Raw genomic sequence first — 14,773 nt, forward strand, 5'->3', positions numbered from 1 at the left:
GAACTGCTTGGACGACTTGAGGGAATTCACCGAGGGTCAGCGCAGGGCCGTACCGTCCGCGCGCAACTGCATTCTCGGCCGCCCGGTCACCAGCAGCCACGCGGGCAGCGACGCGATGCTCAGCAACACGATGACGCTCGGCGAGGCCACGAGTACCGCGGCGGTGAACAGGCTCACCCAGCCCTGCCGGGTGATCGCCAACAACATGCCCAGGACACCCGCCACCACGCCCACCGACGGCTGGACGGCGGGCACCAGGGCATGGGCGCACAGCCCGAAGGCCGAGCCGATGAAGACCGACGGAAAGATCCGGCCACCGCGGAAACCGCAGGCGGCGGCCACTGTCAGCGCGGCCAGTTTGACGGCCGTCATCACGGCGAACTGTCCCGCCGACCATGCATCCGGGTCCTTCGCCAGCTCCGCGACCTGGTCCAGCCCCTTGAAGAGCGTCAGGCGACCGCCCAGCGCCCCCAGTAGGCCCAGCACGAACCCGCCCACCGGAAGCGCCACCATGGGGTGCCCCAGGCGCCGGAAGACGCCGTGGACGTAAGGGAAGGCGCGGACGGCAGCCATGCCGAGCAGTGCGGCCGCGGGGGCGATCAGCAGGGCCGCCAGCAGATCCGGCCAGCGCGTCCGGCCGAGCGCGGGCAGTCCGAGGTCCAGGGTCGGACGGGCCAGCAGGTCGGTCGTCATCGCGCCCGCGGCGGCGGCGATCAGCGGCCCGAAGAGGTTGTCCCACAGCGCCCCCTTCAACGGCTTCCCGGCCAGCGCCTCGGAGATCACCAGCGCCGCCGCCACCGGCGTCCCGAACAGCGCGCCGAGCGTCGCCGCGTCGGCCAGCGCGGGCCACAGCGAACCCGGCAGCCGGGGCGCCGCGAGCCGCCCCAGCCACAGCGCGAGCCCGACGTTGACCGCGATGATCGGGTTCTCCGGACCGAGACTCGGCCCGCCCGCCAGCATCAGCGCGGTCACCAGCAGCAGCCCCGGCAGCACGACGGGCGGCAGTGCCACCGCCTCCAGGCCCAGGGTGGCCGGATCGGGCCCCGCGTGGCCGGGTACCTTCCACACCACCAGCCCCACCGTGATCCCGGTGGCGGTCAGCATCACCAGCATCCACAGCACCGAGTACCGCCCGATACCCAGCGCGTCCGGCAGGTTGTTCCACAGGACGTGCTGGAACCGTTCGGCCGACGAACTCACCAGCAGGAACAGCAGGCTGCTGCCGACACCGACGACGAGGGCGGGCAGGATCAGCGGCAGCAGGGCACGCGCGGGGGCCGAGGGCGGGGTGGGAAGCGCCTGCGGCGCGGTGTCCTGGGCCACGGGCCCACCATAAGTGGGCAAAACCGGCGTAACACTCTGGAGGCTGCCGTACGGAACGGGCTTGCACCTCACGTGGCGTGAGGACCCAGTCTGGAGCACGGAAATGAAAGGAGCGGAAGTGAGCTACTCGGTGGGACAGGTCGCCGGGTTCGCCGGTGTCACCGTGCGCACCCTGCACCACTACGACGAGATCGGCCTGCTGGTCCCGGGCGAGCGCAGCACCGCGGGCCACCGGCGCTACGGCGACCGCGACCTCGACCGGCTCCAGAAGATCCTGTTCTACCGGGAGCTCGGCTTCCCGCTCGACGAGGTCGCGGCCCTGCTCGACGGCCAGGCCACCGGAAAAACAGATCCACGCGCACACCTGCGCCGGCAGTACGAACTGCTCACCGCCCGGATCGAGAAGCTGCAGAAGATGGCCGCGGCCGTGGAGCACGCCATGGAGGCACGCAGGATGGGCATCAACCTCACCCCCGAGGAACGCTTCGAGGTCTTCGGCGACAAGGACCCCGAGCAGTACGCCGAGGAGGCGGAGCGGCGCTGGGGCGGCACCGAGGCCTACGCGGAGTCGCAGCGCCGCGCGGCCCGCTACACCAAGGCCGACTGGCAGCGCATGAAGGCCGAGGTCGACGACTGGAGCGCGCGTTACGCCGCCCTGGTGAACGCGGCCGAGCCGGCGGCCGGCGAACGGGCCATGGACATGGCCGAGGAGCACCGGCGGCACATCTCGGCCTGGTTCTACGACTGCCCGCACGAGACGCACCGCTGCCTCGCCGCGATGTACGTCTCCGACGAGCGCTTCAAGGCCTTCTACGACTCGATGGCCCCGGGCCTGGCCGAGCACCTCAAGGAGGCGATCGAGGCGAACGCGGTCCGGCACACGGCGTGACCGGACCGGCGGAAGCGGGCCTTGCGGCTACTCCTTGTCGAGGATGACGGCCGTGCCGTACGCGCAGACCTCCGTCCCCGCGCCCGCCGCCTCCGTCACGTCGAAACGGAAGGCCAGTACGGCGTTGGCACCACGCGCGCGTGCCTGGTCCACCAGCCGGTCCATGGCCTGGTTGCGGGTCTGTACGAGCGTTTTCGTCAGCCCCTTCAGCTCGCCCCCGACCATCGACTTCAGACCCGCGCCGATCTGACTGCCCAGGTGCCGGGAGCGTACGGTCAGCCCGAAGACCTCGCCGATGACCTCCCGCACCCGGTACCCGGGAACGTCGTTCGTGGTGACGACCAGCACATCGGCCTGCGGCCCCTGACCGCCGCCGTACTCCTCGATACCCATGTCCACAGCCATTCCCCAGGCCGGGCACAGTCCATCCAGGTTCCACCGGTGGAACCTGGGGCGGACACATTACGTTGATAGCTTTGTGCGCCCGCACAAGGAACCAGCTGTGCCCTCACCCCTCAGGAGCCCGGAACCGTGACGACCGGAACCGCGATGACGCTCGCCCTCGGCCCGAGCTGGCTGGATCCGAACAAGCTGCTCGACTCGTTCGGCATCTGGGGCCTGCTCCTGGTCGTCTTCGCCGAGTCCGGGCTGCTGATCGGCTTCTTCCTGCCGGGCGACTCCCTCCTGTTCACCTGCGGCCTGCTGATCACCTCCAACCAGCTGGACTTCCCGCTGTGGGGCGCCATCGCCCTGATCTGCGTCGCCGCGGTCCTCGGTGACCAGGCGGGCTTCATGTTCGGCAAGAAGGTCGGCCCGACGCTCTTCAACCGCCCGGACTCCCGCCTCTTCAAACAGGAGAACGTCGCCAAGGCGCACGAGTTCTTCGAGAAGCACGGCCCGAAGTCCCTGATCCTGGCCCGCTTCGTGCCGGTGATCCGCACGTTCACGCCGATCATCGCGGGCGTCAGCGGCATGGCGTACCGCTCGTTCCTGACCTTCAACGTCATCGGCGGCGTCATGTGGGGCGCCGGCGTCACCCTGCTCGGCTCCTGGCTGGGCAAGATCGACCTCGTCAAGAACAACATCGAGGCGATCCTGATCCTGATCGTCCTCGTCTCGGTGGTTCCGATCATCATCGAGTTCCTGCGGGCCCGCGCGAAGGACAAGAAGGCAGCCCGCACGGAGCAGCCGCTCCAGCACCAGGCGGTCCCCCCGGTGATGGACGACGCGACGACGCAGCTCCGCCGGATCGAGCCGGCCTACACCCCCCAGCAGCCGCAGCCCCAGCAGCCGTACGGCCAGCAGTCGCAGCCCCAGCAGCCGTACGGCCAGCAGTCGCAGCCCCAGCAGTACGGCCAGCAGCCGCAGCCCCAGCAGTACGGCCAGCAGCCGCAGCCCCAGCAGTACGGCCAGCAGCCGCAGCCGTACGCCCAGCCGCAGCCGTACTACGACCAGAACGGCTACCACCACCAGGGCGGCTATGGTCAGCAGGGCGGCTACGGCCAGCAGCAGAACCCGTACGCCGAGGACCACTACCAAGCGCCGTAAGCGGCAACGCCTTGTCCTTCGGGGGGCGCGAGGCTGGACAAATGTGCGGCTCCGCCGCGTGGGCGCGACCAGCCACGACGCACCGCACCCGCCGACGCACCTGCACCGGCCCCCGAAAAGGCGCTCAGAACCCCCTGGTCCGCTTCGCGGCCCTGCGCTTCCCGGCCGACCCCACCCGCAGGGTCAGCCGGGAGATCTCCGACCCCAGATTGACCCCGATGGCGATCGCCATGGCGAGCGACGCAGCCTTGGCCAGCGACACCAGCCCCTTGTCGACCTCGTTCTGCGCCATGGACAGCAGCCCGAAATAGGTCGCCGACCCCGGCAGCAGCGGCCCGATCGCCGCCGTCGTGTACGGCAGCGCGGAGGCGAACCGGAACCGCGACAGCAGCTGCCCGAACAGCCCCACCAGCCCCGCCGCGACGGCCGTGGAGGCGACCGGCGAAATCCCCCCGGCGTAGCGCATCGCACCGTAGACCGACCACGCGACACCTCCGTTCAGGGTGACGGCGAGCACGGTGGATCGTTCCTGCTGGAGCAGTACGGCGAAGGTCAGCGACAGCACCATCGACGCGGCGATCTGCAGCAGCGGCCGTTGGGAGCCGACCAGCGCCGCGTCGGGATTGAGCCGGCCGCCCAGCTTCACACCGAAGTACAGGACCGTCAGCACCCCGATCACGATGCCGACGAAGAAGTACATGACCTCCAGCAGCCGCGCGGCGGCGGTGATGTAGAAGCCGGTGAGCCCGTCCTGGACGCCCGCGACGAGGGCCCGCCCGGGCAACAGGGCGAACAGTCCACCGGTGACGACGGCGGACGCCGCGACGTCGACGTGGGCGAGTGAGAAGGCGACCCCGATCGCGGCCGGCGGCATCGCGGCGATCATGAACTGGTAGAACTCCGGCAGTCCCCGCCCCGCGCACAGCCAGGCCAGCCGGTCGCCGAGCATCGCGCCGACCGCGGCCGCCACGGACATCAGCAGGTCACCGCCGACGAGTACGGAGGCGGCCGCGGCGAGCAGCCCGCTCGCCGCGGTCAGTGCCCAGCCGGGGTAGGGGTGCCGGTTGCGGCGGATCTCCGCGAGCCGCCGGTAGGCCTCCTCCAGGGAGACATGGGTCTCGGGGTCGGTGAGGTCGTCCACGAGGCGGAACACGGCGGACAGGCGTGTGTAGTCGGTCCCGCGCCGCCGCACCGTCCGGGACGCCGTCACCGGGTCGTCGACCAGGGACGGCTGGTAGGAGATCGCCAGCAGCGTGAAGGTGACGCCCGGCTCACAGCGGTCGAGGCCGTACGACCGGCAGACCGCGAACATCGCGGCCTCCACGTCCTCCGCGCCCTCCCCGCCGGCCAGCAGCAACTCGCCGATCCGCAGGGTCAGGTCGAGCACGCGCGGGACGGCGGGGCCGCCGTCCTCGGCCTTCTGCACCGGCTCCGGCGCCGGCCGCTCGGCCACCGGCATGCGCAGCATCGTGCGCATCCGGTCCTGCCAGGGCGCGTCCTTGACGAGGCTGACCGCGGGGAACCCGGAGGCGGGCGTGAAGGAGGGCGGGGCGTCCTGGGCGCTGTAGGTGCTCGGCAGGCTGAACGCCGACCCCTCCAGCTCCGCGCTCACCGACTGCGGCGCCGCGAGCCCCTGGGGCACCGAGAACTCGGACGTCGTCTCCGGCTCACCCGCGCCGCCCTCGGGGACCTCGACGCCCCGGGGCACGGCGAACTCGGACGTCAGCTCCGGGTCGTACCGCGCCTCGTCCGCCCCGGGCCTGCGGTGCTCCGCCTCCGTCACCTTCGTAACGCTCCCTGAACGACACCTTCACTACCGCCACGACAGCCTCAGTATGCGCGTGGCCACACAGCGGACACGAAAACCGGCCCTGAGGGATCCGCGGACACGAAAGGACACGAAAAACGGGCCCCACGCGTGCGTGCGGCCCGTTTCCCGGTGTCGGCCCACCGGGGTGGTCTCAGTGACCGCCGGTCTCCTTGAAGCGCTTGTAGGACCGCTCGATCTCCGTCTCCGCGTCGGTGCGGCCCACCCAGTTGGCGCCCTCGACGGACTTGCCGGGCTCCAGGTCCTTGTAGACCTCGAAGAAGTGCTGGATCTCCAGGCGGTCGAACTCCGACACGTGGTGGATGTCGCGCAGGTGCTCCACGCGCGGGTCGGTGGCCGGAACGCACAGCAGCTTGTCGTCGCCGCCGGCCTCGTCCGTCATCCGGAACATGCCGATCGCGCGGCAGCGGATCAGACAGCCCGGGAAGGTCGGCTCGTCCAGGATGACCAGCGCGTCCAGCGGGTCGCCGTCCTCGCCGAGGGTGTTCTCGACGAAGCCGTAGTCGGTCGGGTAGGCGGTCGAGGTGAAGAGACGACGGTCCAGGCGGATCCGACCGGTCTCGTGGTCCACCTCGTACTTGTTCCGCGAACCCTTCGGGATCTCGATCGTGACGTCGAACTCCACCGGTGGCTCCTCCATGATCAACACATAGTTCTGGTGGTTAAGTGTCCCTCACGCAGGTGTGTGATCGCGAAAGGGGCTGGTGGTCGTGCCAGAGCTGAGGCCTTGGCAGTCCGCGAAACCGCGTGTGCGGAAGATCGCGGACGCCCTACGACCGCGTCTGGCACACCTGGTGACCGCCACGAAGCCGCAGGTCGCACGGTTGCGGGGGGCAGTGGGACCGCAGCTGGCACGCGCCACGCGCGCGACCGGACCCCGGCTGGCCACCCTGGTCCGCTCCCCTCGACCTCGATTCCGGACCCTCAGGACCTGGCAGTACACCGCGGGCGCCGCCACGGCCGGGCTCGCCCTGGCCGCCGGTGCGGTGACCGCGGCGGGCCCCTGGGACGCCGACGGTCAGCGTACGGCCGAGCGGGACCGGGCGGCCGCCCTGGAGCGCTCGGGTGGCACAGATCACGGCCCCGGTGCGGACTTGGTCACAGCCGACGGCGAGCCCAGCGCCGCGCCCAGTGCCGGCTCCGTCCTGACCGGCCTGGGCGCCGCCGCGAGCACCGTGAAGTCGGCCCCCGGAAAGTCCCTCGGCATCTCCACGACGGCCGTCACGGACCTCCTGCGCCCCTTGCTGGCCTCCACGGCGCTCGGCAGCACCCGCACCGCCGTGGTCGTCGACGTGGCCAGCGGGGCGCGCCTGTACGGTTCCGGCGCCGACACGGCCCTCACCCCGGCCTCCACCACCAAGATCGCCACGGCCGTCGCCGCCCTCTCCGCCCTCGGTCCCGACCACCGCATCACCACGCGGGTGGCCCTGGAACCCGGTACGAGGGAGGTCGTCCTGGTCGGCGGCGGCGACCCCACCCTGACCGCCCGCAAGGACGCGGCCGGCTGGGCCAGCCTGCGCACCCTCGCCACCGAGACGGCGAAGTCGCTGACCGCGCGGGGCATCAGGCAGATCACCCTCTCGTACGACACCACGCTCTACTCCGGCCCCGACCTGCACCCCATCGGCGTCAACGACAACCTCGCGCGCGTGAGCCCCCTGACGGCCGACGAGGGCCGCACCGACGACTCCGCCGAGGGACCGGTGACCCGGGTGAGCGACCCGGCGGCCGACGCGGCCCGGAAGTTCGCGGGCTTCCTGGCGGACGCCGGCATCAAGACCTCGTCACCCGGCACCTCCAAGGCGAGCCGCCGGGCCGACACCCTCGCCACGGTCTCCTCGCCGCCGCTGTCCTCGATCGTCGAGCGCATGCTGACCAACAGCGACAACGACATCGCCGAGGCCCTGGCCCGCCAGACCGCGCTGGCGAGCGGCCGGCCGGCGAGCTTCGACGGGGGAGCGGACGCGATCGACGCCCAACTCACCCAGCTGGGCCTGCCGATGACCGGCGCCTCCTTCCACGACGGCAGCGGCCTGAACCGCGACGACCGGCTGACCGCGAACCTCCTCACCGCCCTCCTCGTCAAAGCCGCCGACGCCGGCCGGCCGGGCCTGCGCGCGGTCCTCACCGGCCTGCCCGTCGCCGGTTTCACCGGCACCCTCACCAGCCGCTACACGGACGGTGCGGCCGGTGTCGTACGCGCGAAGACCGGCACCCTCACCGGCGTCAACACCCTCGCCGGCACGGTCGTCGACAAGGACGGCCGCCTGCTGGCCTTCGCCTTCCTGACCTCGGACACGACCAACCCGGCAGCGGCCCAGCAGGCCCTGGACAAGACCGCCACCGCCCTGGCGGGCCTGTAACCGCCGCCCGCCGCCCGCCGCCCGCCGCCCGCCGCCCGCCGCCCGCCGCCCGCCGCCCGCCGCCCGGCCAAATCGACCCCCCGGCCCCTGCCCGCACCGGCCCCCGCCCCACCTCCCCCGCACAAGTCACGCCAACCTCACCAACCCTCACGGCCTGCCCCAAGTGGGAGCGCTAACGTACGGTTGACGCATGACGAGCATCGGTGGCGCTGCTTCTTCTGGGATGGTCGACTGGAATCTCGCGGTGGCGACCGCGACCCGGCTCGTACGGCCGGGCCCCGAGGTGAGCCGCGACGAGGCCCGGGCCATCGTCGCGGAGCTGCGGCGGCACGCGAAAGCCTCGGAGGAGCACGTCCGGGGCTTCACTCGTATGGGGACCGACGACATCCACGACACCCCCGTCCTGGTGGTGGACCGGCCCGGCTGGGTGAAGGCGAACGTCGCCGGTTTCCGGGAGCTCCTCAAGCCGCTGCTGGACAAGATGCAGGAGCGGCGGGCCGGCACCCCCGGCGGCGCGGTCCTCGGCGCGGTCGGCGGCAAGGTCACCGGCGTGGAGCTCGGCATGCTCCTGTCGTTCCTGTCCTCCCGGGTCCTCGGCCAGTACGAGACCTTCGCCCCCTCCTCCCGCGACCTCCCGGCGGACGAGAACGGCGGCGGCCGGCTGCTCCTGGTCGCCCCGAACATCGTCCACGTGGAGCGCGAACTCGACGTACAGCCCCATGACTTCCGCCTGTGGGTGTGCCTGCACGAGGAGACGCACCGCACCCAGTTCACGGCGGTGCCCTGGCTGCGCGCCCATCTGGAGGGCGAGATCCAGGCGTTCCTCTCGGAGACCGACGTCGACCCGATGACCGTCCTCGAACGCGTCCGGGACGCGGCCCAGTCCCTCGTCGGCGGCCGCCCCGAGGCCGAGGAGGACGACGGCGGACGCTCGTTCGTCGAGCTGGTGCAGACCCCCGCCCAGCGCGAGATCCTCGGCCGGCTCACCGCCGTGATGTCCCTCCTGGAGGGCCACGCCGACTTCGTGATGGACGGCGTCGGACCCGCGGTCGTGCCGACCGTCGACGAGATCCGCGAGAAGTTCCAGCAGCGGCGCGCCAAGGGCGCCTCCCGGCTCGACATGACCCTGCGCAAACTGCTCGGCCTGGACGCCAAGCTCCGTCAGTACCGGGACGGCGAACGGTTCGTGCGCGCCGTCGTCGAGCAGGTCGGCATGGACGGCTTCAACCGGGTGTGGACCTCCCCGAACACCCTGCCGACCAAGGCGGAGATCGCCAAACCGGCGGACTGGGTCGCGCGGGTGCATCGCAAGACCGAGTCGTGAATCAGGGGAAGCGTGGTGAACCGAAACCGGCCGACGGCAGGCGAACGCCCCGCCAATCACCCGTCCGAGGGACCGTGAGCGATGGGTAGGCGTGCGATGCTCGGGGAACGGCCCGTTTCTGTCACCATCTACACACCCTGAGTGACCGGACTCGGGTTCACCCCCCGAAAACTTCATGAAGGGAACCGGACATGGGTCCCCATCCCGCGGTCGCGGCGATACGCCTGGCGGTCCGCCGCGTCCTCCACGACATCCTTACCGACCACAGCCGCCACAGCCCTGCCCCCGGTGAGCGCGTCGGCGGCCGTATCGGCGTGCGTCTCGCGCGCCCCGTCGCCGACGGCCCGGGCGTCCCGGGCACGCCGGGAGCCCCGGAGGCCCCGGAACGGACACCGAACGAGCGGACCCCCTCCCCGCTCGTCCTCGTCGCGTGTTCCGGCGGTGCCGACTCCATGGCGCTCGCCTCCGCCCTCGCCTTCGAAGCCCCCAGGCTCGGCATCCGCGCGGGCGGCGTCACCGTCGACCACGGCCTGCAGCCCGGCTCCGACCTGCGCGCCGAGGAGGTCGTCCTGCGGCTGCGCGAACTCGGCCTCGACCCGGTCGAGGCCATCACCGTGACCGTCGGCCGCGACGGCGGCCCCGAGGCCGCCGCCCGCGACGCCCGCTACGCCGCCCTCGACGCCGCGCTGGAGCGGCACGGCGGCACCGCGATCCTGCTCGGCCACACCAGGGACGACCAGGCCGAAACCGTCCTGCTCGGCCTCGCCCGAGGCTCCGGGATCCGCTCCCTGTCCGGAATGGCCGCGGTCTCGGGGGCCGGCGGCCGTTACCGCCGCCCCTTCCTCCAGCTCGACCGGCAGACCGCCCGCAAGGCCTGCATGGTCCAGGCGCTGCCCGTTTGGGACGATCCTCACAACGCGGACCCGGCCTACACCCGCTCCCGGCTCCGCCACGAGGGTCTGCCCGCCCTGGAGAAAGCCCTCGGTAAGGGCGTCGTCGAGGCGCTCGCCCGCACCGCCCGGCTCTCCCGCGACGACGCCGACGCCCTCGACACCTGGGCCAGGCAGGCCGAGGCCTCCGTGCGGGACGCCGCGGGCCTGCTGGAGTGCGCCAAGCTCTACGCCCTGCCGCCCGCGGTACGCCGCCGGATCCTGCGCCGGGCCGCCATCGAGGCCGGCGCACCCGCGGGTTCCCTGTTCGCCCGGCACATCGAGGAAGTCGACCGCCTCATCACCGGCTGGCGAGGCCAGGGGGCCATCAATCTCCCCGGCAAAGTCGTCGCCCGGCGCCAGGGTGGCAGACTGGTGATTCGGCAAGGCTGAGTCCCGACCTCCCGGAGTGTCCCTCCGGAGGGCTGGGCAGGCCGGTGGGACGACCGACCGAAAGTGATGCGGGTGGACGCGAACGACATGGGTGCCGACCTCCAGCAGGTGCTCATCACCAAAGAAGAGATCGACGCGAAGCTGGCCGAGCTGGCCGCGAAGATCGACGCGGAGTACGCGGGCAAGGACCTGCTCATCGTCGGCGTCCTCAAGGGTGCCGTGATGGTCATGGCGGACCTCGCCCGGGCGCTGTCCACCCCCGTCACCATGGACTGGATGGCCGTGTCCTCGTACGGTGCGGGCACCCAGTCCTCCGGTGTGGTGCGGATCCTCAAGGACCTCGACACCGACATCAAGGGCAAGCACGTCCTGATCGTCGAGGACATCATCGACTCGGGCCTGACCCTGTCCTGGCTGATCAACAACCTCGGCTCCCGTGAGCCCGAGACCCTGAAGATCTGCACCCTGCTGCGCAAGCCGGACGCGGCCAAGGTCGCCATCGACGTCGAGTGGGTCGGCTTCGACATCCCCAACGAGTTCGTGGTCGGCTACGGCCTCGACTATGCCGAGAAGTACCGCAATCTCCCGTTCGTCGGTACGCTCGCGCCTCACGTCTACGGCGGCTGACCCCCGGCTGATACGCCGGGGAGTCCACTTACGTAAGACGATCGGGAACCCCAGCGGGTTTCGCGCCGTTGGAGCATGCAGAGGCGGGTTCACCAGCCGTCCGAGAAGCTTCGTGCGGCTTCGGGCCACAATGCTGGGGTACCGTCAGAAGAACTGTCTTATCAAACTCACTATGGCAGGAGGGACGGGGCGACACCGCTCCGTATGGATGGACGTGAAGCGATACTTCCGTGGGCCGGTCATGTGGATCGTGCTGGCCGTCCTTGCCGTGGTCGTGTTGATGCAGGTTGTCGGCTCGTCCGGCGGCTACAAGACGGTGGACACCGGCCAGGTCGTGGCGGCGATCAATGACAACAAGGTGGAGTCGGCGAAGCTGACCACCGGTGACGAGCAGACCATCAAGGTCACGCTCAAGAACGGCGAGAAGGTCGACGGCAGCTCGAAGATCCAGGCGAGCTACATCGGCGACCAGGGCGTCACCATCGCCAACACGCTGCAGACCAAGTACCAGGACAAGCAGATCCCCGACGGCTATACCGTCGCGCCGACCAAGCAGAACGCGTTCGTCAGCGTCCTGCTGTCCCTGCTGCCCTTCGTCCTCATCGTGGTCGTCTTCCTGTTCCTGATGAATCAGATGCAGGGCGGCGGCTCCCGGGTCATGAACTTCGGCAAGTCCAAGGCGAAGCTCATCACCAAGGACACCCCGAAGACGACCTTCTCGGACGTCGCGGGCTGCGACGAGGCCGTCGAGGAGCTCCACGAGATCAAGGAGTTCCTGCAGGAGCCGGCCAAGTTCCAGGCCGTCGGCGCCAAGATCCCCAAGGGTGTGCTCCTCTACGGCCGCCCCGGCACCGGCAAGACGCTGCTCGCGCGTGCCGTCGCCGGCGAGGCAGGAGTCCCCTTCTACTCGATCTCCGGTTCCGACTTCGTCGAGATGTTCGTCGGTGTCGGTGCCTCCCGAGTGCGTGACCTCTTCGAGCAGGCCAAGGCGAACGCTCCGGCGATCGTCTTCGTCGACGAGATCGACGCGGTCGGCCGCCACCGCGGCGCCGGCCTCGGCGGCGGTCACGACGAGCGCGAGCAGACGCTGAACCAGCTGCTCGTCGAGATGGACGGCTTCGACGTCAAGGGCGGTGTGATCCTCATCGCCGCGACGAACCGGCCCGACATCCTCGACCCGGCGCTGCTGCGCCCCGGCCGCTTCGACCGCCAGATCGCGGTCGACCCGCCGGACCTGCAGGGCCGTCTGGAGATCCTCAAGGTCCACCAGAAGGGCAAGCCGGTCGCGCCCGACGTCGACCTGGCGGCGGTCGCCCGCCGTACGCCGGGCTTCACCGGCGCGGACCTGTCGAACGTGCTGAACGAGGCGGCCCTGCTCACGGCCCGCAGCGATCGCAAGCTCATCGACAACCAGATGCTCGACGAGGCGATCGACCGTGTGGTCGCGGGCCCGCAGAAGCGGACCCGGATCATGTCGGACAAGGAGAAGAAGATCACCGCGTACCACGAGGGCGGTCACGCCCTGGTCGCGGCGGCCTCCCCGAACTCCGACCCGGTCCACAAGATCACGATCCTGTCCCGCGGCCGAGCCCTGGGCTACACGATGGTCCTGCCGGACGAGGACAAGTACTCGACCACGCGCAACGAGATGCTCGACCAGCTCGCCTACATGCTGGGTGGCCGGGCGGCCGAGGAACTGGTCTTCCACGACCCGACCACCGGCGCGGCCAACGACATCGAGAAGGCCACGGCCACCGCCCGCGCGATGGTCACGCAGTACGGCATGACCGAGCGCCTCGGCGCGATCAAGTTCGGTGGCGACAACACCGAGCCCTTCCTCGGCCGTGAGATGTCCCACCAGCGCGACTACTCGGAAGAGGTCGCCGCCCTGGTGGACGAGGAAGTCAAGAAGCTCATCGAGAACGCGCACAACGAAGCCTGGGAGATCCTGGTCGAGAACCGCGACGTCCTCGACAACCTGGTGCTCCAGCTCCTGGAGAAGGAGACGCTGGGCAAGGCGGAGATCGCCGAGATCTTCTCCGCCATCGTCAAGCGCCCGGCCCGGCCCGCCTGGACCGGCTCCTCCCGCCGCACGCCGTCCACCCGCCCGCCGGTGCTCTCCCCCAAGGAGCTCGCGCTGACCAACGGGACGAACGGCGCTACCGCGGCGATCAGCACCGCCAAGGCCACGGCTGCCGAGCCCGCCCCGGCGGTCGAGAAGGCCCCGGAGGACCGGCCCGAGAGCTGACTCACACCGGCCTCACCTGGCTCGGAATGGATGCCGCGCCCCCCAGGATCTAGCCTGGGGGGCGCGGCATTTCGGTATGCCCGCGTATGAGGCGCGGCCCACGCGCGCTCACCCGAAGGAACGAGGCACCTCAGATGACCGACCCCGTGACCCTGGACGGCGACGGCACCGTCGGCGAGTTCGACGAGAAGCGCGCCGAGAACGCCGTCCGTGAACTCCTCATCGCGGTCGGCGAGGACCCGGACCGCGAGGGCCTGAGGGAGACTCCGGCACGGGTGGCGCGGGCGTATCGCGAGCTTCTGGCGGGGAATCGGCAGTCGCCCGAAGAGGTCCTGACGACGACGTTCGATCTCGGCCACGACGAGATGGTCCTGGTCAAGGACATCGAGATCGTCAGCCTGTGCGAGCACCACATGCTGCCGTTCCACGGGGTGGCCCATGTCGGGTACATCCCGGCGGAGACCGGCAAGATCACGGGTCTGTCGAAGCTCGCGCGGCTGGTCGAGGTGTTCGCCCGCCGTCTCCAGGTGCAGGAACGACTCACCACGCAGGTCGCGGACTCGCTCATGCGGATCCTGGAGGCCCGGGGCGTGATCGTCGTGGTCGAGGCCGAGCACATGTGCATGTCGGTACGCGGGATCCGTAAGCCGGGAGCCAAGACGACCACGTCGGCGGTCCGCGGTCAGCTCAGGGACGCCACGACCCGGGCCGAGGCGATGAGCCTGATACTGGCGCGCTGACCCACCGAGGGCGGGCCGCCGCGGTCAGGGGTCAGGCGACCGGCTCGGCCCCGCTGTGGTTGTTGTTGTCGTCGTCCTCCGGGAGCTTGCACACCCGTTCCAGGAACAGGGCCGCCGCTATCACGGCGACGCCGGCGACGACGGAGAAGGCCGCGTAGAGGGCCTGGTCGCGGCGGGTGGGGAGGTCGAGGAGTTCCAGCAGGAAGACGCCCGTGCCGCCGTACATGCCGGCGACCAGGGCCGCTACCAGGGCGCTCGCCTGTCCGAAGACGACGGCGCGGGCCGCCATCAGGGGGTCGACGCCCTTGGCGCCGGGGCGGCGCTCGCGCTGGGCCTTGAGCCGGGCGCGCAGCGAGAGCGCCGTGGAGAGCAGGACCACGGCGATCAGCGCGAGGACGATCGGGGCGGCCACCGGCACGCTCGGCAGGGTCCCCACCGCGTTCCACAGGCGGGCGCCCGCCCAGGACAGCACTCCGGCCACGACGAAGACGCCGGCCAGCACCCTGATCCGCAGCTCTTTCACTGTGTTCCTTCAGCTCCCCCGCAGCGATGTGGTCGTCT

General features: G+C 70.7%; 13 protein-coding genes. 8 read left to right on the top strand and 5 right to left on the bottom strand.

The window, feature by feature from the left end:
• Positions 1–36 precede the first annotated feature (36 nt).
• Complete coding sequence (locus tag LQ326_RS42190) at positions 37–1,323, bottom strand: ion channel protein (RefSeq protein ID WP_234544387.1); 1,287 nt, start codon at positions 1,321–1,323, stop codon at positions 37–39.
• A gap of 118 nt (positions 1,324–1,441) precedes the next feature.
• Between LQ326_RS42190 and LQ326_RS42195 the strand changes: the two genes are divergently transcribed.
• Positions 1,442–2,212, top strand: a complete 771-nt coding sequence (locus LQ326_RS42195; RefSeq protein ID WP_234544388.1) for a MerR family transcriptional regulator — start codon at positions 1,442–1,444, stop codon at positions 2,210–2,212.
• Between the two features lie 27 nt (positions 2,213–2,239).
• Here LQ326_RS42195 and LQ326_RS42200 read toward each other — a convergent pair whose 3' ends face one another.
• Complete coding sequence (locus LQ326_RS42200; RefSeq protein WP_234544389.1) at positions 2,240–2,605, bottom strand: YbjQ family protein; 366 nt, start codon at positions 2,603–2,605, stop codon at positions 2,240–2,242.
• 156 nt (positions 2,606–2,761) lie between these two features.
• Between LQ326_RS42200 and LQ326_RS42205 the strand changes: the two genes are divergently transcribed.
• The gene (locus LQ326_RS42205) at positions 2,762–3,760 is read left to right on the top strand and encodes a DedA family protein (RefSeq protein WP_234544409.1); all 999 of its coding nucleotides are present in this window, start codon (positions 2,762–2,764) and stop codon (positions 3,758–3,760) included.
• A gap of 124 nt (positions 3,761–3,884) precedes the next feature.
• On the opposite strand, the gene LQ326_RS42210 is transcribed toward LQ326_RS42205, so the two are convergent.
• Positions 3,885–5,543, bottom strand: a complete 1,659-nt coding sequence (locus LQ326_RS42210; RefSeq protein WP_234544390.1) for a threonine/serine exporter family protein — start codon at positions 5,541–5,543, stop codon at positions 3,885–3,887.
• Positions 5,544–5,721: 178 nt separating this feature from the next.
• Positions 5,722–6,213 carry an inorganic diphosphatase gene (locus LQ326_RS42215; RefSeq protein ID WP_234544410.1) on the bottom strand — a complete coding sequence of 164 codons (492 nt, stop codon included), beginning with the start codon at positions 6,211–6,213 and terminating at the stop codon, positions 5,722–5,724.
• Between the two features lie 79 nt (positions 6,214–6,292).
• Here LQ326_RS42215 and dacB point away from each other — a divergent pair, with 79 nt between their 5' ends.
• The 6 genes from dacB to folE all read left to right on the top strand — a co-directional run bounded on the left by dacB (position 6,293) and on the right by folE (position 14,212).
• Positions 6,293–7,951 (top strand): D-alanyl-D-alanine carboxypeptidase/D-alanyl-D-alanine endopeptidase, encoded by a 1,659-nt coding sequence (gene dacB, locus LQ326_RS42220; protein ID WP_234544391.1) that lies wholly within the window; start codon positions 6,293–6,295, stop codon positions 7,949–7,951.
• A 190-nt stretch (positions 7,952–8,141) separates the two neighbouring features.
• Positions 8,142–9,275 carry a zinc-dependent metalloprotease gene (locus tag LQ326_RS42225; RefSeq protein ID WP_234544392.1) on the top strand — a complete coding sequence of 378 codons (1,134 nt, stop codon included), beginning with the start codon at positions 8,142–8,144 and terminating at the stop codon, positions 9,273–9,275.
• Between the two features lie 191 nt (positions 9,276–9,466).
• A complete protein-coding gene (gene tilS / locus LQ326_RS42230) occupies positions 9,467–10,597 on the top strand; it encodes a tRNA lysidine(34) synthetase TilS (RefSeq protein WP_234544393.1) in 1,131 nt (376 codons plus the stop codon).
• A gap of 66 nt (positions 10,598–10,663) precedes the next feature.
• Positions 10,664–11,224, top strand: coding sequence for a hypoxanthine phosphoribosyltransferase (gene hpt, locus LQ326_RS42235; RefSeq protein WP_181806860.1), 561 nt, complete (start codon positions 10,664–10,666; stop codon positions 11,222–11,224).
• 208 nt (positions 11,225–11,432) lie between these two features.
• Positions 11,433–13,472: an ATP-dependent zinc metalloprotease FtsH gene (gene ftsH, locus LQ326_RS42240; protein ID WP_234544394.1), complete on the top strand. Its 2,040-nt coding sequence runs from the start codon at positions 11,433–11,435 to the stop codon at positions 13,470–13,472.
• A 134-nt stretch (positions 13,473–13,606) separates the two neighbouring features.
• Positions 13,607–14,212 (top strand): GTP cyclohydrolase I FolE, encoded by a 606-nt coding sequence (gene folE, locus LQ326_RS42245; protein WP_234544395.1) that lies wholly within the window; start codon positions 13,607–13,609, stop codon positions 14,210–14,212.
• A gap of 31 nt (positions 14,213–14,243) precedes the next feature.
• On the opposite strand, the gene LQ326_RS42250 is transcribed toward folE, so the two are convergent.
• Positions 14,244–14,735 carry a DUF3180 domain-containing protein gene (locus LQ326_RS42250; RefSeq protein WP_234544396.1) on the bottom strand — a complete coding sequence of 164 codons (492 nt, stop codon included), beginning with the start codon at positions 14,733–14,735 and terminating at the stop codon, positions 14,244–14,246.
• Positions 14,736–14,773: the final 38 nt, after the last annotated feature.

Source organism: Streptomyces shenzhenensis (genome assembly GCF_021462265.1).
Lineage (GTDB): Bacteria > Actinomycetota > Actinomycetes > Streptomycetales > Streptomycetaceae > Streptomyces > Streptomyces shenzhenensis.